The 20,974-nt window shown below is 74.9% G+C and carries 18 protein-coding genes and 1 tRNA gene; 6 read left to right on the top strand and 13 right to left on the bottom strand.

Annotation, left to right across the window (positions count from 1 at the left end):
* Nucleotides 1-37 precede the first annotated feature (37 nt).
* The 5 genes from ASG49_RS07980 to ASG49_RS08000 all read left to right on the top strand — a co-directional run bounded on the left by ASG49_RS07980 (nucleotide 38) and on the right by ASG49_RS08000 (nucleotide 8,381).
* A complete protein-coding gene (locus ASG49_RS07980) occupies nucleotides 38-3,208 on the top strand; it encodes a hypothetical protein (protein WP_056539306.1) in 3,171 nt (1,056 codons plus the stop codon).
* Nucleotides 3,205-4,164, top strand: coding sequence for a hypothetical protein (locus ASG49_RS07985; protein WP_056539309.1), 960 nt, complete (start codon nucleotides 3,205-3,207; stop codon nucleotides 4,162-4,164). The genes ASG49_RS07980 and ASG49_RS07985 overlap by 4 nt, the downstream gene beginning before the upstream one ends.
* A complete protein-coding gene (locus ASG49_RS07990; protein ID WP_156384214.1) occupies nucleotides 4,161-4,949 on the top strand; it encodes a hypothetical protein in 789 nt (262 codons plus the stop codon). Before ASG49_RS07985 ends, ASG49_RS07990 begins: the two co-directional genes overlap by 4 nt.
* A gap of 73 nt (nucleotides 4,950-5,022) precedes the next feature.
* On the top strand, nucleotides 5,023-6,984 hold the full coding sequence (locus ASG49_RS07995) for a hypothetical protein (protein WP_056539313.1): 1,962 nt from the start codon (nucleotides 5,023-5,025) through the stop codon (nucleotides 6,982-6,984).
* The gene (locus tag ASG49_RS08000; RefSeq protein ID WP_056539316.1) at nucleotides 6,984-8,381 is read left to right on the top strand and encodes a hypothetical protein; all 1,398 of its coding nucleotides are present in this window, start codon (nucleotides 6,984-6,986) and stop codon (nucleotides 8,379-8,381) included. Before ASG49_RS07995 ends, ASG49_RS08000 begins: the two co-directional genes overlap by 1 nt.
* Here the strand turns inward: ASG49_RS08000 and ASG49_RS08005 are convergent.
* From ASG49_RS08005 to ASG49_RS08015, 3 genes are all read right to left on the bottom strand, one after another.
* Nucleotides 8,371-9,264, bottom strand: a complete 894-nt coding sequence (locus ASG49_RS08005; protein WP_056539318.1) for a DUF2182 domain-containing protein — start codon at nucleotides 9,262-9,264, stop codon at nucleotides 8,371-8,373. The two genes, ASG49_RS08000 and ASG49_RS08005, sit on opposite strands and share 11 nt — an antisense overlap.
* Before the next feature lie 13 nt (nucleotides 9,265-9,277).
* A complete protein-coding gene (locus ASG49_RS08010; protein ID WP_056539321.1) occupies nucleotides 9,278-10,876 on the bottom strand; it encodes a tyrosinase family protein in 1,599 nt (532 codons plus the stop codon).
* Nucleotides 10,877-11,205: 329 nt separating this feature from the next.
* A tRNA-Pro gene (locus tag ASG49_RS08015) sits at nucleotides 11,206-11,279 on the bottom strand.
* A 196-nt stretch (nucleotides 11,280-11,475) separates the two neighbouring features.
* Between ASG49_RS08015 and ASG49_RS08020 the strand changes: the two genes are divergently transcribed.
* Nucleotides 11,476-12,738, top strand: a complete 1,263-nt coding sequence (locus ASG49_RS08020; protein WP_056539324.1) for a S1C family serine protease — start codon at nucleotides 11,476-11,478, stop codon at nucleotides 12,736-12,738.
* 53 nt (nucleotides 12,739-12,791) lie between these two features.
* On the opposite strand, the gene der is transcribed toward ASG49_RS08020, so the two are convergent.
* The 10 genes from der to ASG49_RS08070 all read right to left on the bottom strand — a co-directional run bounded on the left by der (nucleotide 12,792) and on the right by ASG49_RS08070 (nucleotide 20,963).
* Entirely contained in the window at nucleotides 12,792-14,156 is a 1,365-nt protein-coding gene (der, locus tag ASG49_RS08025; RefSeq protein ID WP_056539327.1) for a ribosome biogenesis GTPase Der, read from the bottom strand.
* Between the two features lie 10 nt (nucleotides 14,157-14,166).
* Nucleotides 14,167-14,898 (bottom strand): 1-acyl-sn-glycerol-3-phosphate acyltransferase, encoded by a 732-nt coding sequence (locus ASG49_RS08030; protein ID WP_056539330.1) that lies wholly within the window; start codon nucleotides 14,896-14,898, stop codon nucleotides 14,167-14,169.
* A complete protein-coding gene (cmk, locus tag ASG49_RS08035; RefSeq protein WP_235561950.1) occupies nucleotides 14,895-15,632 on the bottom strand; it encodes a (d)CMP kinase in 738 nt (245 codons plus the stop codon). Before cmk ends, ASG49_RS08030 begins: the two co-directional genes overlap by 4 nt.
* Before the next feature lie 84 nt (nucleotides 15,633-15,716).
* Nucleotides 15,717-16,826: a prephenate dehydrogenase gene (locus tag ASG49_RS08040; protein ID WP_056539333.1), complete on the bottom strand. Its 1,110-nt coding sequence runs from the start codon at nucleotides 16,824-16,826 to the stop codon at nucleotides 15,717-15,719.
* The gene (aroH, locus tag ASG49_RS08045; protein ID WP_056539336.1) at nucleotides 16,819-17,202 is read right to left on the bottom strand and encodes a chorismate mutase; all 384 of its coding nucleotides are present in this window, start codon (nucleotides 17,200-17,202) and stop codon (nucleotides 16,819-16,821) included. Before aroH ends, ASG49_RS08040 begins: the two co-directional genes overlap by 8 nt.
* A gap of 82 nt (nucleotides 17,203-17,284) precedes the next feature.
* The gene (locus tag ASG49_RS08050; RefSeq protein WP_056539339.1) at nucleotides 17,285-18,034 is read right to left on the bottom strand and encodes a pseudouridine synthase; all 750 of its coding nucleotides are present in this window, start codon (nucleotides 18,032-18,034) and stop codon (nucleotides 17,285-17,287) included.
* Nucleotides 18,031-18,717, bottom strand: a complete 687-nt coding sequence (gene scpB, locus ASG49_RS08055) for an SMC-Scp complex subunit ScpB (protein ID WP_082533856.1) — start codon at nucleotides 18,715-18,717, stop codon at nucleotides 18,031-18,033. Before scpB ends, ASG49_RS08050 begins: the two co-directional genes overlap by 4 nt.
* On the bottom strand, nucleotides 18,701-19,588 hold the full coding sequence (locus ASG49_RS08060) for a ScpA family protein (RefSeq protein WP_056539343.1): 888 nt from the start codon (nucleotides 19,586-19,588) through the stop codon (nucleotides 18,701-18,703). Before ASG49_RS08060 ends, scpB begins: the two co-directional genes overlap by 17 nt.
* Nucleotides 19,585-19,974: a hypothetical protein gene (locus ASG49_RS08065; protein ID WP_056539345.1), complete on the bottom strand. Its 390-nt coding sequence runs from the start codon at nucleotides 19,972-19,974 to the stop codon at nucleotides 19,585-19,587. Before ASG49_RS08065 ends, ASG49_RS08060 begins: the two co-directional genes overlap by 4 nt.
* Nucleotides 19,959-20,963: a ParA family protein gene (locus ASG49_RS08070; protein WP_082533857.1), complete on the bottom strand. Its 1,005-nt coding sequence runs from the start codon at nucleotides 20,961-20,963 to the stop codon at nucleotides 19,959-19,961. Before ASG49_RS08070 ends, ASG49_RS08065 begins: the two co-directional genes overlap by 16 nt.
* Nucleotides 20,964-20,974 lie beyond the last annotated feature (11 nt).

Raw genomic sequence — 20,974 nt, forward strand, 5'->3', positions numbered from 1 at the left:
CACCGCCCCCACGCCGACCACCGCCCCAGGAGGAACCGTGCTCAGCCTCGACCGACCTCTCACCGTGGACGGCACCAGCGTCTACCGCGACCACGCCGACCCGAGCCGGTTCTGGTACCTGCCCGGCACGGTCTCGCTGGGCCGGCGTCAGGACGGTCAGCCCGCGCTCACGCTGCTGGTGTTCCGGCCCGCCGACGCGGGCGGTCCCGACGAGGGTGGCGGGTTCATGATGTTCGAGACCACGCTGGAGCTCAGTGACCGACAGCGCCAGCGGATCGAGTCACGCGTGCTGGCCGAGCCGGGGGTGGTCCCCCCGGTGAGCCTGAACCCGCCGCCGTTCGAGAACGGCTCGGTCCAGTGCATCGCGCTGAACCTCCAGGGCCCCGGCGGCACCGAGGCCGAGCCGGGACCGACCGGCAGCTTCTTCGCGGTCGAGAAGATCCTGGGCGCCACCGTCCCTGCCATGGACGCCGCCAACCGGGCGGCGTTCAGCCTGGTGCTCGACCGCGACGGGGCGGTGATCATGAACGAGGCGCTGCTCCGCGGCACCACGCCCGTGGGCGTCGTCTACTCGTTGAGCTACCTCGCCCTGCGTCCGGCGCTCGACGTCGAGATCGTCGCCGATCTGAAGTCGGTCTACAACGGGCTCAGCGTCGCGCTCGAGGGCCAGTACATGTTCGTCAAGGCCGGGCTCGAGGCCGCCCTGGAGTTCCTCCGGTCCACCGGCGCCATCACCATCAAGGTCACGAGCTTCACCGACGAGGCCGACGAGAAGGCCCAGGAGGAATGGGCGCTCAAGCTGTTCACCGACCACCTCCTGGGCACGTGGTTCACGCCGACGCTCTCGCCCGGCCAGCCGAAGACGCCCACCGTCACCACCGGCGGCCTGCCCGGCGCCAGCACCCCGGCGACCCCCACCGTCCCCGCCACCCCGGCGACCCCGACGACCCCGGCGAGCCCGGCGAGCCCCGCGAGCCCCGCGACCCCGGCCGCACCCCGCCCCCCGGTGGCCGGCACCCCCGCCGGGCCGCGTCCTCCCGTGACCGGCGCGCCGGCGGCGTCGGCCGCCGGAGCACCCCGGCCACCCGGACCCGTCACGGTGCCCGCGCCACCTCCTCCGGCGGGCCCGGCGGCACCGGCCGGCCCGCCCGCACCGGCCGCCCCCACCGGTCCGCCACCGCCCGGCGTCCGCCCCGCCGCGGTCCTGACCCCGACGACGACCACGCCGGCACCGCTGCCCGCCGGGTTCGCGGTGACCCACGTCCCAGCGGCCGGCGGGACCACCGAGACGCTCACCGTCACCGGCGCCGACGCCCGGGTGCGCATCGGCACCAGCACCGTCCCGGTCGTCGACGGGCGGGTGAGCGTCGACGTCGCCGCCAGCCAGACGCTGCCCGTCGAGGTCACCTGGCCGGCGTCCGCACCGGCGACGGCGCCGCCGACGTTCGCCCTCCACTTCGACATGGACGCACCCGCCGAGGCCGGATGGGCCACCAGCCCACCCAGTGCCGGGTTCCGGGCCTACGTCGACAACACGGCGGCCGACCCGCGCTTCAGGGACGCCTCGGGCGTCCAGCAGCCGGGTGGGGACGCCACCTGGCCGACACCGGCGGAGAAGGGCGCCACCCGGCTCGACACCTGGGTCAGGTCCCTCCCCGCGCCCCGCCAGGTCAGCATCGTCGGCCTGGCCTCCCACGAGCACGACACCGACAAGTCGGAGGCCGAGCGGACGGCGTACAACCAGAGGCTCTCGCAGCGACGCCTCGACGTCGCCGTGGCCATCGCCACCCGTGCCGGGGCCCAGGTCACGGCCCGGCAGGCAGCCGGGGACGTCGCGGCGGCCGCCCGACCCGGGGCCCACACCGACACCGTCGGCGACCCGCACGACCGGGTGGCCCTGGTGCAGGCGGTCGGCGTCGCCACGCCGGGCGAGCACCGCTGGTCGGGACGCATCAGCCGGGCCGCAGCCCCCGTCGCGCCCAGCACTCCGACGACCCCCACCACTCCGACGACGCCCACCACTCCGACCACCCCCACGACTCCGACCACCCCCACCACTCCCACGACACCGACGACACCGACGAGGCCCGCGACCCCGGCGACCCCGGCGACCCCGGCGACACCCGCGACCCCGACGGCGCTGAACCTGCCCACGGCCGCCGCGTTCAAGCTCAAGTTCGTCCACCAGGAGGAGCAGAAGACGGTGACTCTGCGCTACCAGCGCACCGAGGCCGTACGCCGCGTGCTCGCGCCCCAGGGCTTCGTCGGCCTGCTGGCCGGCGACCTGGCCGACACCGACAAGGTCATCACGATGATCGACCTCGACCACGAGTTCTTCGAGAAGCTCGAGGTCACCGCCTCCGTCGCCGGTGGCTTCGCCGACATCGGTCTCGGGACCGTGCAGCTCGCGATCGACTACGGCGGCCCGGGCGCCCTCGAGCACGGCGACCTCGTCTTCACCTCCGCCGACCCGGGGCCGCAGACGTTCACGACGTTCGTCGACGAGAGCCAGGACCTCAGCTACGACGCCCGGCTCGAGCTGTCGTTCCTGGCCGACGAACGGTGGGAGGGGGACCGCCTCAGCTACTCCTTCGACCTGCCCGGCTCCACGGACCGCGACGTGGTGATCAACCCCCAGGAGCACGTGCAGCTCGACCGGCTGCGGATCGAGCCGGGCAACGTCGACTGGGAGGTCGTCCAGTCGATCGACGTACGCCTGACGGCGACCGGCTACGGGCCCGACGAGCTGCGCCACCTGGTCACCCTCACCCGGGACGTCCCGCAGGCCGTGTGGGGGCTGCGCGGCGTGCTGCCGGCCCCGCCGGGCCGCGGCATCACCGCCAGCCTGGTCCAGACGCTGACCGACGGGTCGAGCACGCGGACCGAGCCGGTGCCGGTGGAGGCCTCGCTGCTGCGTGTCGACGACCTCTTCGAGAGCGCGCTCGACCTCGTCCTGGTGCCGGCCTTCGACGCCACTGCGGTGACCTCGGTGATCGTCGACCTGGAGTACGTCGACGCGGCCCACGACTACGAGCGCCAGCTCCGCCGCGAGGTGCCGGCCGGCCAGACCGAGCCGCTCCGGGTGCGGATCGCCCTGCGCGACCGGGACCGGCGCGCCTACCGCTACCGCTTCACCTTCACGGGCCCGGGCCTGTTCGACCAGCGCGCGTTCGTCGAGACCGAGGAGGAGGTCCTGCCGGTCCGATGACGTCGCCGCCGCAGGTGGTGGGGTCGGTCGGACCCGCCACCCTCCCCCAGGTCGAGGCCGCGCTGCGGCGCGTGGCGGACCGCCTCCCGGTCGAGGCGGGATCCGCCAGGTCGGCGATCGGCCAGGTCCTGGGCCCGGTCCTGGCCACCCGGTGGCCGGCCGTGGCCGACCGGTTCAGCGTGCTGACCAACACGGGGCTACCCCTGGAGCTGGCCTGGACGTCGGGCGACACGGCCGTCCGGTGGACCGCGGAGGTCGGGCCGCCGGAGCTCCTTGAGGCCGCGAGGGCCGGCGTCGCCGCGCACCTCGCCCACGACCTGGCCGGCTCCCGCATCGACGTCGACCCGTGGGTGGCGCTCCAGCGCGGGTCGCGGCTGCGCTACGGCTCCTGGCTCGGCCTGCGTCACCGCGGCACCTCCCGGGCGGCCAAGGTGTACGTCGAGCTGCCGACCCCCCGGGCCGCCGCGCTGCCCGTGCCACCGACCGGCGTCGCGACCCTGGCGGCCTGCGAGCGGGTCGTGGACGGCGTGGTGTGGCGGATGGCCGGCCTGCACGGCGACGGGGCCGTCGAGCTGTACGCCCGCGCGCCGCGTCCCGACGACGAGCAGCTGGCGTGCCTGGCCTCCCTGCTCCCCCGGGGTCGGCCCTGGCTCCGGGCCGTCGCGGGACTCCTGCCGGTCCCCGGCCTCCCCCGGCCCTCCGGGTTCAGCGTCACCCTCGACCCGCGGGGGGCGACCGTGGCGCTGACGTGGTTCTGCTTCGCCAAGGCGCTGTGGCGCGACGACGCGGCCACCTCCGGCGCGTTGCGGGCCCGGGCGGCGGGACCCGGCTCCCGGGCCCTCCACGAGGCCCTCGCGGGCGGGGCAGCCGACGGGCGCTGGCGCCACGGCATGGTCGGGGTCGGGTGCACCGCCACCGGACGCACCTGGGTGCAGGCCGGGCTGCGGCCGGCATGAGCGACCGGCGCCCCGACGATCGGTGGCCCTCCGTCGCGTGCACGGTCGTGGACCGGGCCGGGGACGAGCACGTCGACCACAACGGCTTCGTGGTCGCCCTCGCCGCCCGCGCCGCGCGCAGGTCGGGCAGCACGGTGCCGCCCGCGTGGTTCGAGCACGTCGAGAGCTGTCGGCACCCCGGTGGCGGGTTCGGGTTCTGGCCGCTCGGTCGGGCGCCCGCCTGGGCGCCCGACCTGCCGACGGACGCCGACGACACCGCGGTGGCCCTGCTCGAGCTGGTGCGGGCCGGTCGGACCACCCGCGACGCGGCGCGGTGGACCGCGTGCCGGACGATCGCGTCGCACCGCCTGGCGAGACCGCCCGACCCGGGACCGCCCTGGCTGTGCCGCGGCACCTTCACCACCTGGCACCGCCCGGGAGCCGCGACCGACCTCGTGGACCTCACTGCGCTGGTGAACGTGCTCGCGGTCCTCGCGGACCTCGGGCTCCTGCACCTGCCCGGGGTCGACGCGTCGCTCGCGACGATCGGACGGGCCGCGGCCTGGGCCGGGCACGACCCCGACCGCTGGCGTAGCGTGTCGCCGTTCTACCCCGAGCCCGACGAGCTCGCGCTCGCCGTGGACAACGCCGAGGAGTGCGGGGTACCCGGCCTCGGCCACCTCGCGTCCCGCCTCCGACGGGTGGCCCCACGCGAGACCGGTGGTCGCTACGCCGTGTGCTCGGCGCCGTACGGGCCCCCGGTCTGGTTCTCCGAGACCCTGCGCGACCTGCGCCGCACGGGCTAGACCGGGCTCGACACACCGACGGCCGACGGCCACTGTCGAAGGTGCCGCCCGCCTCCTGGGAGGAGTCACCGCCATGGCGTCGGAGAGGTTCGAGCACGTCGCGCACGAGGTCGTCCACGTCCCCGACGCCACGCGGCCGCCCGCGCCCGGGGACGAGGCGCCACCGCCGCCCAACCTGCTCACCCAGTCGTCGGTCACGATGACGGTCTTCGCGCAGGACCCGATGGTGGTCGACGCCCGGGGCTGCCCCGTCCTGGCGCGCGTCTCGGTGCCGGCCGACCGCCTGCAGCGCGGCCCCCGGAGCCACCGCCTGCACGTGGTGGACCTCGGCGTCGGCACCAACGCGGCCGTCGAACCGGTGGTCCTGCACGACCGGAGCGCCTGGAGCTACGTCGACCGCTGGGACGACGAGCACCGCCGGGGTGATGCCCGTGCCCTGGCCGACGACCGTAACTTCCGGGCCCAGAACGTCTTCGCCGTCGCCTCCCACACGCTCTCGCTCTTCGAGCAGCACCTCGGGCGCCCGATCCCCTGGAACTCCCACTTCCCGCAGCTCTACCTGGTGCCGCAGGCGCGCGTGGAGGCCAACGCCTTCTACTCCCGCGAGCACAACGCCGTGCTGTTCGGCTGGCTGCCGGGCTTCGGCGACAAGCCCCCGCTCTACACCGCGCTGTCCTACGACGTGATCGCCCACGAGGTCAGCCACGCCATCCTCGACGGGCTGCGCCCTCGCTACACCGAGCCGGGCCTGCCCGACCAGCTCGCCTTCCACGAGGCGCTCGCCGACCTCGTCGCACTGCTCTCGGTGTTCGGGACCACGGGCGTCGCCCAGCACCTCCTGGACCCCGAGGGGGTCGGCGAGGTCCGCTTCCCCTCCGACGCCGCCGCCCGCCGGCTCGAGGACCACGCGGAGCAGCGGGAGCGGCTCCTCGCCGGCCGCGCCGAGCTGCTCAGGTCCTCCCCCCTCGCCCGGCTGGCGGAGCAGATCGGAGGTCGCCGCAACGCCCAGCACCCCGGCGGGGCCCTCGTGCCCGGCCGCTACCCGGCGCTGCGGCGGTCCATCGACCTCGTCCCCACGACGACCTGGGCCGACGACCCGACGTACGCCGAGCCGCACCGCCGCGCCGAGATCCTGGTCGCAGTCTTCATGCAGACGCTGGTCGCGATGTGGGCCGAGCGGCTCACCCCGCTGCGCCACGAGCGCCGGGGCGGCCTGGACGCCGGCCGGGTGGCCGAGGAGGGGGTGAAGGCGGCCAAGCACCTCCTCGCGATGCTGCTGCGCGCCCTCGACTACCTGCCCCCCGTCGAGCTCGAGTTCGCCGACGTCATCGACTCGGTGCTGACCGCGGACCGCCGGCTGGCGCCCGACGACGACCACGACTACCGGGGGCTGCTGCAGCGCTCCTTCGAGGCGTTCGGGATCACCGCGCCGGAGCACCGCATCCTCGACGAGGACGGGGTGGCCGACGGCACCCTCACCGCCCCAGGCGCCGCGCCGGCCACGGTGGGGGCCTTCGCCCCCGATCCCGACGCGGCCCGGCTCAGCGAGCTGCGCTACGAGCACCTCAACATCGTCGCGCTCCGCACCTCGCCCGAGGAGGTCTACCAGTTCATCTGGAACAACGCCGGCGTGCTCGACATCGACGTCCGGCTCACCACCCGGGTGGAGCGCGTGCTGAGCAGCACCCGCGTCGGCCCGGACGGCCTCGTGGTCAACGAGATCGTCGCCGACTACGTCCAGACCCTGCGCACCACCGCCGACCACCTCCCTCCGGGGATCGAGGCCCCGGCCGGCACGTCGCCCGACACCGTGGTCGAGCTCTGGGGTGGCGGGGTGCTGGTCTTCGACCAGTTCGGGCGGTTCCGGCTCCACCAGCGCAAGCCCATCGTCGACGCCGACCGGCAGACCCGCCGGCTGCGACACCTGGTCGCCCGCGGCCTGGTCGACCGCGACGGAGGCGTCGGCACCTCCGACGGCAAGGGCGACAAGCGGCGGTTCTCGCTGCTGCACCAGGATCCCGACGGAGGCGAGTGATGCGCACGGCCCACCCCAGCAGGATCCGGCTCCGCGCCTACAAGGTCGGGTTCGGCGACTGCCTGCTCCTGACCGTGACCTACGGCTCACCCCTGCCCGACGGTCGCCGGGAGCGACACGTCCTGGTCGACTGCGGCACCGTCGAGAACGCCGACGACGGCCCCACGATCGCCGAGGTGGCCGACCTCGTCGCCGAGCACTGCGGCGGGCAGCTCGACATGGTGGTGGCCACCCACCGGCACCGCGACCACATCGGGGGGTTCGGCGACTCCCGGGGAGCCGAGGTCCTCGACCGGCTCTCGCCGCGGATCGTCGTACGGCCCTGGACCGACGTGCCCGAGGACCGGCGCGCCGACCCGGCGCTCGGGCTCGCCGACCACCAGCTGCGCTTCCTCGGGGTCCTGGACCGGCTGCACCCGCAGGCCGAGGCGATGGCGGCCCTGTCCTTCGACAGCCGGACCGTCGCCACGCGCGCCGCCCGGCTGGCCGAGTTCGGCTTCAAGAACCCCCAGGCGATCGCCCTGCTCGAGGACTGGGGCGCGCGGGGGCGCGCCGAGTACGTCTCGGCCGGGATGACCCTCGACCTCGCCGACGCCCTGCCCGGGGTCGGCATGCGCGTGCTGGGTCCGCCCACCCTCGCCGACGTGCCGTCGCTCACGCGCTACGCCAAGGAGTCCGAGGAGTACTGGCTCGGTCTCGCCGAGGGCGACGCCCTGACCTCGCTGGTCGCCGAGGGCGACGCCGGGTCGCTGGCCCTGGCCCGGCAGGTCCTCGCCGACCCCGGTGGCATGGGGTCCGCCGAGTGGCTGCTGCGCACGCTCGACTCGCGTCGGGTCACCCAGGGCCTGGAGATCGTGGAAGCCCTCGACGACGTCCTCAACAACACCAGCGTGATCCTGCTCGTCACCATCGGCTCCCGGCGGTTGCTCCTGCCCGGCGACGCCCAGGCGGAGAACTGGTCGCTGCCCCTCGACCAGGCCGACGGCAGCCGGCAGCGCACCCGCGACGCGCGCCTGGCCTCGGCCCTCGGCAAGGTGGACCTCTACAAAGTCGGTCACCACGGCAGTCGCAACGCGACGCCCCGTCGGCTGACCCAGCACTGGCGGGAGCCGGTCGCCCGGGGCCACCAGGTGGTCTCGGTGCTGACGACCAAGCAGGGGGTCTACGAGAAGAGCGCGGAGGGCGCGGTCCCCAAGGACGAGCTCGTCACCGGGCTGCGTGACTTCGGGCCGGTGTACAGCACCGACGACCTCGACCCCGAGGTGTGGTGGATGGACCTGGAGGCGCCCGCGCGCGGTCCGGCCGTCTTCACCCACACGCCCGGTCCCCCGGTCGACCGACCCGCCCGCGAGGCGCTGCGGCAACGCCGGCCCCGCCGCGAGCCCGTCACCCCGTGACCGACACCGACGGCGCCACCACGGCCACCAGCAGGGCCGCGACGCCTGCCGCCACGATGACCGATGCCGTACGCCGGGGCGCCTGGTCGTGGTGGGGACGGCGACGCCGCTCGTAGGAGGCGACGCCCGTGACCGCGAGGGTCACCAGCAGCGAGTGGGCGGAGACGGCCATCAGCAGCATCATCGGCAGGCACGACGTCGCGCAGTCGCGGGCGAGCCCGCGGCCGAAGGCGCGTCCGGCCGACCGCGCAGCCACGGGGTCGAGCGGCGGGGCCAGGACGCGGTGGCACCGGGCCACGCTGCGCCGCTTGGTGCGGCTCCCCTGCCACCCGGCTGCGCCCAGGGTCGCGACGGCCACGGCTGCGACGGGGCCGGCCACCGAGGCCAGGACCACGCCCAGGAGCGCGACGAGCAGCCCCGCGGGCAGCCAGACCGAGGCCCACCCCGCGACGACGGACGCCGAGACCCGGCCCCGGCCGGCCCGGGGAGAGCGCAGCGCGACGTAGCGCACGTTGGGCGCCACGAGCGGCAGCATCACGGTGACCATGGCCAGCGTCAGCAGGCCGTGGTGCCACCACGGGCCCCCGGTCACCGCACCCCACCACGACCCGTCGGCGGTCGCGGCCGCGGACCCGTGGTGCGCGTGACCGCCCGCCGCACCGTCGCCCGCGGGGTCGGCCGCGCCCGCGCCCCCCGTCCGGTCGAGGAGACCCCCCAGCCCCGCCTGCAGGAGGACCACCCAGCCGGCGGCGGCGACGGCGTACAGGCACCACTCCGGTCGTCGTCCCCGACCCCGCGTCGGCGACACGGCCCTGCGTGCGGCCGAGCGCAGCGCCGACACCGGCCGCAGGCCGCCAGGACGGACCGCCAGGACCCCGCTCACGGCAGGTCGTGGCTCACGTGAACTCCAGCGAGAGCCGGCCCACGGTCAGGTCGGCCGACCCCAGGTCGCGCTCGGACTCCAGCGGGACCAGGCGTACGGCCACCTCGAGCGGGTGCAGCGTCGCCGACTGGGCCCGCACGGCCGCCGTGGCGTCGAGCTGACGCCGCTGCCCGTCGCCCGGCGAGGTGCCGTCGTCCCGGCTGGCCTCGAGGACGCCGAACAACGAGAGCAGCCCCACGTGGTGCTCCGCGTCGTGGGGGTCCGCCTGCAGGCCGTCGTCGAGCCCCAGGTAGACCTCGTAGGACGTCTGGGCCGGACGCGCGCAGCGGATGCCGTCGAACCGCAGCACCCAGGTCGCCTCGGCGGGGAACGACACGGCGGTCAGTCCGCGGTCGGTCGCCGACCCACCCACGAGCAGGGCCTCGGTGGTGCCCGCGAGGTGGACGTCCTCCGCGGCGGACACCGGCTCGGGCACGGGCTGGTCGAGCCCGAACGGCTGGTCCTCCGACGCGGTCGTCGGGGCGCCGGCCGCGGGCAGGGTGGGCGGCGCGGTGGTGTCGTAGGCGTAGTCGAGGAACGACAGGTCGAGCACGCTCGGCGCGGTCCAGGCGACGAACGAGCTGTCGCCGCGCAGGAACCAGAACTCGCGGTCGTTCCACGACTGCTGGGCCGGCGTGCCGACGCCCACGCCGTTCTCGAACGGGTAGCCGTGGCCGAGGTCGCGGGCGTAGGTCTCCCACAGCCGGTCGACGTTGCAGTGGTGCATCCAGAACACCGGGTCGAGGCCGGCCGTCTCGAACAGGGCCATGGCGCCGTGCACCCGCACGTGCACCGAGCCGTGCGGCGACGCGTCGAGCTGCCCGATCTCCTGGGTCTGGTCGTGGAACAGCGCCTGGTTGAGCGCGTCCTCGATGACGCCACCGCCGAAGGACACGCGACCGGTGTCCTGCTGGTTGGCGAAGTGGTGCCGCAGCAGCGCGGTCGAGGCGTCCGCCCAACCGGTGTCGGCGGGGTCGGTGTCGCCCTCGAAGACCCGACCCGGGATCCACAACGGGTTGGGGAACAGCCCGTCGGTCCGGGCCTCCACCCCGGGCACGGTCACGTCGGCGGGCAGGGTCTCGCCGCGCAGCGGCAGCGGCATCCCGAGACGCGCCGCGTCACCCTCGAAGTCGCTGTAGTTCCAGTACGGCAGGCCCCACTCCGCCGGGCCGCCCAACGACACGATCCATCCCCGGCAGATGGCCTCGAACTCCAGGAGGTAGGCCCGGTGCCACGGCAGGAAGAACCAGTGGTTGTGCGCGCACTCCTTCCACAGCGCCGCGTTGCCGTTGACCTGCGGCCAGCGGTCCACCGGCAGGAAGGTGCCGTGGATCTGGGAGTGGTAGCCCAGGCCCCACACGTCCGACCACTGCTCGGAGAGCAGGTTGAGCTCGTCGATCGCGGGCTGGGTGAAGCCGCCGGGCTGCAGCAGCGCCCGGAGCCGGGCGAAGAAGTCGTCCAGGCCCGGGGTCCGCAGCCGCATCTGGTGCACGGCCGCGGCGTACCAGACCAGGTCGTCGTGCCACCCGTTGGCGGGGCCCGTGCGCCACGCAGCCTGTCGTGTCGCGGTCATCGTGGTCTCCCTCGTCGGACCCGCGAGCACGACCGTCCCGACCGGGCGTGGGTCACCCGCCTGGCGACGTACGCGTCGCAGGTCGTCATGGCCTCGACGAGGCGGAACCAACGAGACACGTGGCGAGCTGACAGACCCGTCCCTCTGTTATCCCGAGGCGGCGCGAGGGTGTCAATGCCGGCTTAGACCACCGGGGCACGAGCGAGGCGGGACGCAGGCGCGGCGCGGGGACCACGAGCGGGGGGCGACGCGGCTCCGCACGGTCCCAGTCCGCCGGGGTGCAGAACGCCCCTGACCTGCATCTCTGCAGATCAGGGGCGGTGCATCGGTCGGGCTGACAGGATTTGAACCTGCGACCCCTTGACCCCCAGTCAAGTGCGCTACCAAGCTGCGCCACAGCCCGATGCCCCCGGCAAGACCCGGCCTGACGACCGGCCCGGAGGCGAGGACGACCTTACCGCAGGGGTCGGCCGCGGGGGCAACTCGGGGTGGCGCCGACCGGCCCGTCGTACGTCACAGGCACCGCCGGGGCCGCTCACAGGTTCCTCTCCGGATCGCGCGGTCTGCTGTCCTCACCGCCACCCAGCTCGGAGGACCTCATGGACGACCGCACCCCTTCCCCGTCGTACGACGCCCCGCCGGCGTACCCGCTCGACCCCGCTGCCCCGACCACCGAGCCCCGCCCCTCGGGCCGGGAGCGTCGCCGCCGGCTCCTGCGACGGGCGTCGGTGCCCGCGATGGCGCTGACCCTGCTGGTCGGGGGCGGGGGTGTCGGCTACGTGCTGGGCCGTCCCGACACGGCGCCGACCGCGGCCGGCGCCGGCGCCACACCGTCGCTCACCCGCGGTGCGCAGGACGGGTCGGCCTCGACGCCGGGGACGCAGCCACCCGGCTCGTCGCTGCCGTCGGCCCCCTCGTCCCGGACCGGCGACGGGGCCGGGGTCGACACGAGCGGCGACACCAGCGGCACGGCGTCCGGTGACCAGCTGACCGGGCTGGTCCGCATCGCGACCACCCAGTCGTACGCCGGGTCGGAGGCCGCCGGCACCGGCATGGTGCTGACCGCCGACGGGGAGGTGGTCACGAACCACCACGTCGTCGCGGGTGCGACCGACGTCGAGGTCACCGTGATGGCGACCGGGAGGACCTACACCGCCGACGTGGTCGGCACCGACGCCGCGGCCGACGTCGCCGTGCTGCAGCTCGAGGACGCCTCGGGCCTGGCCACCGTCACCACCGACACCGACGGGGTGGCCGTCGGCGACGCCGTGACGGCGGTCGGTGACGGCGAGGGCGCCGAGGACCACCTCTCGGCCGCGACCGGCTCGGTGCTGGCCACCGACCAGCAGATCACCACGCAGTCCGAGGGAAGCGCCGAGGGCGAGAGCCTCACCGACCTGATCCAGATCAGCTCCGACGTGGTCTCGGGCTACAGCGGCGGAGCGACGTACGACGAGGACGGCGACGTCGTCGGCATGACGACGGCCGCCTCCAGCGGCACCGGCGACGTCGTCGGGTACGCCGTCCCGGTCGCCACCGTGCTGAGGATCACCGACGACCTCCAGCAGGGCGTGCAGGACGCGGCGTACTCCTATGGCCGCCCGGCGTTCCTCGGCGTCGGGCTGGACGGCACCGGCACCACCCTCGCCGGGGTGTACGACGCCACCCCGGCCGCCGACGCGGGGCTGGTCGAGGGCGACACGATCACCGCCCTCGACGGCACCGCGGTCGGCACCGCCGACCAGCTGCGGGCGGCCGTCTCCGGCCACGCGCCCGGCGACCCGGTGGAGGTCGCCTGGACCGACGCCTCGGGCGCGACCCGCAGCGCCACCGTCGAGCTGGTCGAGGGCCCGGTCGCCTGACGTCCGTCGAGACAGACGGCAGGCGGCTGGTCACCCGGACGTCCGGGAATCAGTCAGCGCTTGCGCTTCTCCCGCGGCCGCACCTCGAGGCTGATCGGCGTCCCGACGAACCCGAACTCCTCGCGCAGCCGGCGCTCGATGAACCGCTCGTAGCCCGCGTCGAGCTTGCCGCTGGTGAACAGCACGAAGGTCGGGGGCGCGGTGGCGGCCTGCGTGCCGAAGAGCACCTTGGGCTGCTTGCCGCTGCGCACGGGGTGGGGGTGCTCGGCGACGAGCCGACCGAGGAAGCTGTTGAGCTGGCCGGTGCCGATGCGGGTCTCCCAGCCCTCCAGCGCCCGCTCCAGCGCCGGGACCAGCCGGTCGATGTGCCACCCGGTGCGGGCGGTGACGTTGATCCGCGGCGCCCACTGCACCTGCACCAGGTCGCGCTCGATCTCGCGGTCGAGGTAGTAGCGGCGCTCGTCGTCGACGAGGTCCCACTTGTTGAAGGCGATGACCAGGGCGCGGCCCGACTCGCGGATGGTCTGGATGATCCGCATGTCCTGCTCGGAGACCGACTGCGAGCCGTCGATGACCAGCACGGCGACCTCGGCCCGCTCGATGGCGGTCTCGGTGCGCAGCGAGGCGTAGTACTCGTGGCCCGACGCGGTCTTGACCCGCTTGCGGATGCCGGCGGTGTCGATGAAGCGCCACTCGCGGCCGCCGAGCTGGATCAGCTCGTCGACGGGGTCGACGGTGGTGCCGGAGGCGTCGTCGACGACGACGCGGTCCTCCTTGGCCAGCTGGTTGAGCAGGGAGGACTTGCCGACGTTGGGACGGCCCACGATCGCGATCCGGCGGGGGCCGCCGAGCTCGGTGAAGGACTCCGGCGGCGTCTCGGGCAGCGCGGCGAGGCACGCGTCGAGCAGGTCGCCCGAGCCGCGGCCGTGCAGCGCCGAGACCGGGATCGGCTCGCCGAGACCGAGGTGCCACAGCCCGTAGGCCTCGGCCTCGGTGCGCTGGTCGTCGACCTTGTTGGCGGCCAGCACGACGGGCTTGCCCGACTTGCGCAGGATGCGGACGACCGCCTCGTCGGAGTCGGTGATGCCGACCCCGGCGTCGACGACGAAGAGCACGGCGTCGGCCACCTGCACCGCGATCTCGGCCTGGGCCGCGATCGACTTGGCCAGGCCGCGGGCGTCGGGGTCCCAGCCGCCGGTGTCGACGACGGTGAACGCGCGGCCGTTCCAGACGGCGTCGTAGGACACGCGGTCGCGGGTCACGCCGGGCTTGTCCTCCACGACCGCCTCGCGGCGCCCGATGATGCGGTTGACCAGGGTGGACTTGCCCACGTTGGGCCGACCGACCACCGCCAGGACGGGGGCGTTCGGCTCCGCCTCCGATGCGGGGGTGGTGCGGGGGGTCTCAGGGGTGCTCATCGCGTCTCAGCTACTTCGTGTCGTCGGTTCGTGGGGTCGGGCCGAGCGGGCCGGGCAGGCGCAGCCCGGTGGTCCTCTCGGCCTGCCGCGTCGTCTCCACGATCGCGGCGGTGACCCGGGCTGCTGCCCCGGCCACCTCGGCCTGCGTGCGCGGCCACTCGCGGCGACCGAGCCGGAGCGGGGCTCCGAGGGTCATCACGAGGCGGCTGCCGCGCGGCGGCAGGGAGTCGGCGTGCCCACCCGGAGCGCGCGTGCCGAGGAACGACACGGGCACGACCGGCACGCCGGTCACCAGCGCGAGGTACGCCGCGCCCGGTCGCGAGGTCGCCATGTCCCCGCTGCCGCGCACGCCCTCGGGGAACACCCCGACCACCTGGTCTTGTTCCAGGGCCCGTCGTGCGACGTCGAGGGCGCGGCGGTCCACGGCGTACCGGTCGATCGGCACCTGCCCGGCCGCGGTCAGCAGGCTGCCGAGCGGGCCGACGAACATCTCCTGCTTGGTCAGCACGTGCACCGGCCGCGGGGCGCAGGTCGCGAGCAGCGGTCCGTCGAGCCAGCCGACGTGGTTGGCGGCGACGACGACCCCACCGGTGGCGGGCAGGTGCTCCGCACCGTGCAGCTCGAGGTCCCACCAGCTCCGCACCAGCCGCTGCGCCGCGGGTCGTCCGCGGGCCAGCAGGGCGGTCCGGGGCACCTCGAGGAGGTCCTCCCCGGGGTCGCGCAGGTGGGGCGCCGCCGTCACGACGGGCTCCCGGCTCCCGTCGCCCCGTGGGCCGCGCCGTCCCTGGCCCCGTCCCTCGTCGCGTCGCTCGACCCGTCCGTCGCGCGGCGCACCAGGGCGACGACCTGGTCCACGACCTCGTCGAGGGTGTACGGCGTGGTGTCGAGGTGGACCGCCCCGTCCGGGGCCACGGCGGGCGCGGTGGCCCGACCGGAGTCGATCGAGTCGCGACGCAGCAGGTCGGCGCGGGTGGCGTCGACGTCGGCAGCGCCGTTCTCGGCCGTACGCCGCTGCGCGCGGGCCGCGGGGTCGGCCGTGAGGTAGAGCTTGACCTCGGCGTCCGGTGCCACGACCGAGCCGATGTCACGGCCCTCCACGACGATGCCGCCGTCGCCGATGATCGTGCGCTGCAGGTCGAGCAGCCGCTGCCGCACCTGCGGCACCGACGCCACCGCGCTGACGTGGTCGGTGACCTCCTGGGTGCGGATCCGCGCCGCCACGTCGACACCGTCGACGGTGATGGTCGGGTGCTGCGGGTCGGTGCCCGACTCGACCCGGGGCGTGGCCGCGGCGGCCGCGATCGCCCCGGGGTCCTCGAGGTCCGCCCCGGCGTCGAGGACGGCGGCCGTCAGCGCCCGGAACTGCGCGCCGGTGTCGAGGTAGCGCAGCCCGAGCCGGTGGGCCACCGCACGCGAGGTGCTCGACTTGCCCGAACCCGACGGTCCGTCCATCGCGACCACGACCGTGCTGCCCACCCGGCGGCTCCTCTCGTCCCCCGACGTCGCCGCCGGACGCAGCGGCCGGCGACGGGTCGTCGCGGCTCGCAGCAGTCGCCGATCCTACCGGTGGGTGACCCAGTCCCTGCCGCCCAGCGCCTCGCGCAGCCCGGCCGCGGCGTCCTCGGCCACGAGCAGCTCCACGAGACCCACCGGACGCCCCGGGTCGTGGTCGATGCGGAGGTCCTCGATGTTGACCCCGATCTCCCCCACGTCGGCGAACAGCCGGGCCAGCTCACCGGGATGGTCGGGCACCGCGACGTAGACCGCCTGCGTCGGCAGCGCCGGGCCGCCGTGCTTGCCGGGGATGACCCGGGTGCCCGCGACGCCGCGGCCCAGGATCTCGCCCAGCGCGGCGTCGTCGCCGCTCTCGATGACGCCGACCAGGCGGTGCAGCGAGGCCTCCACCTCGCGGAGCACCTCGCTGACGGCGGGCTGGTTGGCGCGCAGGATCTGGCGCCACAGCGCCGGGTCCCCGGCGGCGATGCGGGTGACGTCGCGGACTCCCTGCCCCGAGAGCGAGAGGTGCTCGGGCGCGGCGTCGGCCAGCTGGCCCGCGGTCAGCGCGGCCAGCAGGTGGGGCAGGTGCGAGGTGCGGGCGACCGCCCGGTCGTGCTCCAGCGGGGTGAGCCGCACCGTCTCGGCGCCGCACAGCCGCGCCAGGGCCTCGACCGCGGCCACCGCCCCCGGCTCGGAGCCGGCGTGCGGCGTCACCGCCCACGGCCGGCCGTCGAACAGCGCTGCTGTCGCGGCGAGCGGCCCGGAGCGCTCGCTGCCGGCCATCGGGTGGCTCCCGACGTAGCGCGACACCTCCCCCGGCGCCCGTCGCTCCAGGTCGGCCAGCGGGCGGCTCTTGACGCTGGCCACGTCGGTCACCACCCCGCCGCGCTCCAGGGCGTCGCGGACGACCTCGGCGACGTGGTCGGGCGGGACGGCCACCACGGTGAGCGCGGCAGCGCCCTCGTCGGGGACCGGCGTGCCGGCGCCCAGGCCGGTGGCGGTCCGCACGTGCTCGGGACTGGTGTCGCTCAGCCACACCTCGAGGCCGGCGCGGCGGGCGGCGAGGCCGACCGAGGTGCCGAGCAGGCCGGCCCCCACGACGTGCACGGGGCCCCCGACCGCGGCCACGAGAGACCGGCGGGTCGCCTCGTCCAGCTCGGGCGCCTCACTCATCCGGGACCGCGCGCACCCGGGCCAGGTCGCGTCGGAGCGCCGCGGCGCCGTGGAGGTAGACGTGGGTCACCTCGTCGCGCTGCAGCTGGGTCTCCACGTGCGCCATCAGCCGGACCACGCGGGGCATCGAGCCCTCGATCTCGAGCTCGCGGGCGCAGATGAGCGGCACGTCGTCGAAGCCGAGCTGGCGGGCGGCGTAGGCCGGGAACTCGCTGTTGAGGTCGGAGGTCGCGGTGAAGATGATGCTGATGTAGTCGTGGACCTCGAGGCCGTTGACCTCGGTCACGGTGCGCACCAGCTCGGCGACCCGGTCGAGCATGTGCTCGCGGGTGTCGGTGTCCAGCTGGGTGGCTCCCCGCACGGCACGGACGTGCACGGCTCCTCCTGAGGTTCCTGGTCGTGGTCGGCGTCGCTGCGCGCGGCGAGCCTACCGCCGCGCCTCCCCCGGGCCGCCCGGGCTAGAGCTGTCCGGCCTCGAGCAGTGCGCCGAGCTCGTCCTCGGTCAGCTCGCGCAGCTGGCCCTGCCGCAGCCCGTGGAGCACGACGGGGCCGATCGCGGTGCGGGTGAGGTGGCGGACCGGGTGGCCGACGTGGTCGAGGAGGCGGCGCACGATCCGGTTGCGGCCCTCGTGGATCACCAGCTCGACGATCGACCGCTCGGCGGTCATCGAGACCACCTTGGCCCGCGAGACCGTCACCGGCCCGTCGTCGAGCTCGACCCCGGCGAGCAGGCGGCGCACGACGGCCTTCTCCACCCGGCCGTCGACCTCGGCGACGTAGGTCTTGTCCATCTCGTACGACGGGTGGGCGAGCCGCTGGGCGAAGTCGCCGTCGTTCGTCAGCAGGATCAGCCCGTCGGTGTCGGTGTCGAGGCGGCCGACGTGGAACAGCCGCTCCGGCCGGTCGGCCACCACCTCGCCGAGCGAGCGCCGTCCCTCGGGGTCCGACATCGTCGAGACCACGCCCCGCGGCTTGTTGAGCACGAGGTAGACGTGGTCGCTGACCGGCGGCAGCCGCCTGCCGTCGACCAGGATCCGCGCCGTCCGCGGGTCGACCTTGGTGCCGAGCCGGGTGACGACCTCGCCGTCGACCTCGACCAGGCCCGCGAGCATCAGCTCCTCGCACTTGCGGCGGCTGGCCACGCCCGACTGCGCCAGCAGCTTCTGCAGCCGCACCAGCCCCTCGTCGTCGGTCTCGACCTGCCTCATCGGGCCACCTCGCCCTCGTCGGTCGAGCCCTGATCGGTCGAGCCCTGATCGGCCGAGACCCCGTCATCGTTCGAGCCCGTCGAGACCCCGTCGTCGACCACGGCGGCGACCTCCTGCTCGTCCTCCAGGTCCTCCATGCCCGGCAGCAGCGGGGCCAGCTCGGGCAGCTCGGCCAGCGACTCGATGCCGATGCGCTCCAGGAAGTAGCGGGTGGTGGCGTACAGGTGCGCCCCGGTCTCGGCGTCGTGGCCCGCCTCGGCCACGAGCCCGCGCGCCAGCAGGGTGCGCATAACGCCGTCGACGTTGACCCCGCGGATGGCCGAGACCCGGCTGCGGCTCACCGGCTGCTGGTAGGCCACCACGGCCAGCGTCTCCAGCGCGGCCTGGGTCAGCCGCGCCTGCTGGCCGTCGAGGACGAAGCGCTCCACGACCCCGGCGAAGTCCTCGCGGGTGTAGTAGCGCCAGCCGCCGGCGACCTGGCGCAGCTCGAAGCCGCGGCCGTCGGCGTCGTACTCCCGGGCCAGGGCGGAGAGCGCCGCGGCCACCTCGGCGACCGGGTGGCCCACGGCGCTGGCCAGCGTGGTCTCGTCGAGCGGCTGGTCGGCCACCATCAGCACCGCCTCCAGGGCGGGTCGCAGCGGCGCCAGGGGCACGTCGAGCGTCTCGTCAGTCTGCTGGGTCATGCGGCTCCTCGGGAGCGTCGGTGTCGGGGACGGGCGGCCCGTCGAACTCGTCGTCGATCTCGACCTCGACGTCGTCGGCGCCGGTCCAGCGGATGCTGAGCTCCCCCAGGGGCGTGACCTGGTCGAAGGCCACCACCCCCTCGCGGAACAGCTCGAGCAGCGCCAGGAAGCGTGCCACGCGCGTCATGGTGTCGGGCGCGTCGGCGGCCAGGGCGCGGAAGGTCGCCTGGCCGCTCGCTCGCAGCCGGTCGACCACGACCACGGCCTGCTCGCGCACGCTGACGGCCGGGGCGTGGATGTGACCGAGCCCGACCTGCTCGGGGGCCGGTGCCGGTGCCATCGCGCGGGCCGCCAGCCCGGCGAACTCCTCCAGCCCGAGCCCGATCAGCACCTCCGGCAGCAGCCGGGCGAAGCGCCCGTCGAGCCCCACGGCGCGGGGGTGGCGACGCTCCTCGACGGTGATCCGCTGCTCCAGCAGCGCGGCCACCTGCTTGAACGCGCGGTACTGCAGCAACCGCGCGAACAGCAGGTCGCGCGCCTCCAGCAGCGCCAGGTCCTCCTCGTCCTCGACCTCGGCCTGCGGCAGCAGCCGGGCGGCCTTGAGGTCGAGCAGCGTCGAGGCGACCAGCAGGAAGGACGTCGTCTGCTCGAGGTCCCACCCCTCGCCCGCGGGGCCGGCGGCCTGGTGGGCCTTGATGTGGGCGATGAACTCGTCGGTGACCTGCGAGAGCGCCACCTCGGTCACGTCGAGCTTGTGCCGGCCGATCAGGCTGAGCAGCAGGTCGAAGGGGCCCTCGAAGTTGGCCAGCCGGACCGCGAACGGGCCCTGGCCGGGGACCGCCCCCTCGGGGGCGGCCTCGACCTCGGTCATGCTCCCCGCAGGCGCTGCACCAGGTCGCTGTCCTCGCCACGCTCCTCGAGGTCGGCCAGCGCCAGCGCGATCGCCTCGCGCACCAGCCGGCCCCGGTCGACGGCGAGGCCCTGGTGGCGCCGCAGTGAGAGCCGGGCGTGCTCGAGGTCGAGCAGCTCGTCGGAGGTGACGTAGACGGTCATCTTCTCGTCGTGGCGCACCCGCCCGCTCGGCTTGCGGCCCGCTGCGGCCTGCTCCTCGACCGCCACGGCACCGGCCTCGACGACCGGCTCCGGGTCGGGCACCGACGCGACGGCGCGGGCGGCCTTCTGGGCCTGCGGCCCGGTGCCGCCCGGCCCAGGGCGGAAGAGGTCGTCGGCCGCCGGCAGGCTCACGCGTCGGGGCACCGGACCAGCACCTCCTTGGCGAGCTGGCGGTACGCCGCGGCGCCCGGGCTGCTCGAGGCGTACGCCGTGATCGGCTCGCCGGCCACGGTGGAGTCGGAGAACTTCACGGTGCGCCGGATCACGGTGTGGAAGACGGTGTCGCCCCAGGCCTCGACCAGGCGCTCCATCACCTCGCGGCCGTGCAGGGTGCGGCCGTCGTACATGGTGCCGAGGACGCCGTCGACCTCCAGGCGCGGGTTGAGCCGCTCGCGCACCTTGTCGATGGTGGTCTTGAGCAGGGCGACGCCGCGCAGCGCGAAGTACTCGCACTCCAGCGGCACGATCACCCCGTCGGAGGCGGTGAGCGCGTTGACGGTCAGCAGGCCGAGCGAGGGCTGGCAGTCGATGAGGATCACGTCGTACTGCTCGAGGGCCGGGGCCAGGACGCGGCTCAGGGTCTGCTCGCGGGCGACCTCGTGGACCAGCTGCACCTCAGCGGCCGAGAGGTCGATGTTGGACGGCAGCAGGTCCATGCCGGGGACGCCACTGGGCACCACGACCTCGTCGAGGACGACGTCGCGCTGCATCAGCAGGTTGTAGATCGTGAGGTCCATCTGGTGGGGGTTGAGCCCCAGGCCGACCGAGAGCGAGCCCTGCGGGTCGAAGTCGACGAGCAGCACCTTGCGGCCGAGCTCGGCCAGCGACGCCCCGAGGTTGATCGTCGTGGTGGTCTTGCCGACGCCACCCTTCTGGTTGCACATCGAGATGACGCGGGCGTGGCCGTGGGTGGTGCGGGGGCCGGGCTCGGGGAGCTCGGGCATCGGGCGCCCGGTCGGGCCGAGGACGACCTCGGGCTCCTGGACCGGCGCCTCGACGGGCGCCGGCTGGGCGACCGGCTGGGCGACCGGCTGGGCCTCGCGGGCGCGGAACGGAAGCGTGTCGGCGAGGTGCTCGCCCTCCGGCTGCTGGTCCGGCTGCTGCGGCTGGGGCTGGCGCACCAGCGGGGGCATCGACGACGCCG

Source organism: Marmoricola sp. Leaf446 (assembly GCF_001424755.1).
In the GTDB taxonomy this organism is placed as follows: Bacteria; Actinomycetota; Actinomycetes; order Propionibacteriales; family Nocardioidaceae; genus Marmoricola.

Excerpts from the sequence above, each read along its gene's own strand:
- ASG49_RS07985 (WP_056539309.1), top strand. The coding sequence starts at position 3,205 with ATGACGTCGCCGCCGCAGGTGGTGGGGTCGGTCGGACCCGCCACCCTC.
- ASG49_RS07990 (WP_156384214.1), top strand. The coding sequence starts at position 4,161 with ATGAGCGACCGGCGCCCCGACGATCGGTGGCCCTCCGTCGCGTGCACG.
- ASG49_RS07995 (WP_056539313.1), top strand. The coding sequence starts at position 5,023 with ATGGCGTCGGAGAGGTTCGAGCACGTCGCGCACGAGGTCGTCCACGTC.
- ASG49_RS08000 (WP_056539316.1), top strand. The coding sequence starts at position 6,984 with ATGCGCACGGCCCACCCCAGCAGGATCCGGCTCCGCGCCTACAAGGTC.
- ASG49_RS08010 (WP_056539321.1), bottom strand. The coding sequence starts at position 10,876 with ATGACCGCGACACGACAGGCTGCGTGGCGCACGGGCCCCGCCAACGGG.
- ASG49_RS08020 (WP_056539324.1), top strand. The coding sequence starts at position 11,476 with ATGGACGACCGCACCCCTTCCCCGTCGTACGACGCCCCGCCGGCGTAC.
- der (WP_056539327.1), bottom strand. The coding sequence starts at position 14,156 with ATGAGCACCCCTGAGACCCCCCGCACCACCCCCGCATCGGAGGCGGAG.
- ASG49_RS08040 (WP_056539333.1), bottom strand. The coding sequence starts at position 16,826 with ATGAGTGAGGCGCCCGAGCTGGACGAGGCGACCCGCCGGTCTCTCGTG.
- ASG49_RS08050 (WP_056539339.1), bottom strand. The coding sequence starts at position 18,034 with ATGAGGCAGGTCGAGACCGACGACGAGGGGCTGGTGCGGCTGCAGAAG.
- scpB (WP_082533856.1), bottom strand. The coding sequence starts at position 18,717 with ATGACCCAGCAGACTGACGAGACGCTCGACGTGCCCCTGGCGCCGCTG.
- ASG49_RS08060 (WP_056539343.1), bottom strand. The coding sequence starts at position 19,588 with ATGACCGAGGTCGAGGCCGCCCCCGAGGGGGCGGTCCCCGGCCAGGGC.
- ASG49_RS08070 (WP_082533857.1), bottom strand. The coding sequence starts at position 20,963 with ATGCCCCCGCTGGTGCGCCAGCCCCAGCCGCAGCAGCCGGACCAGCAG.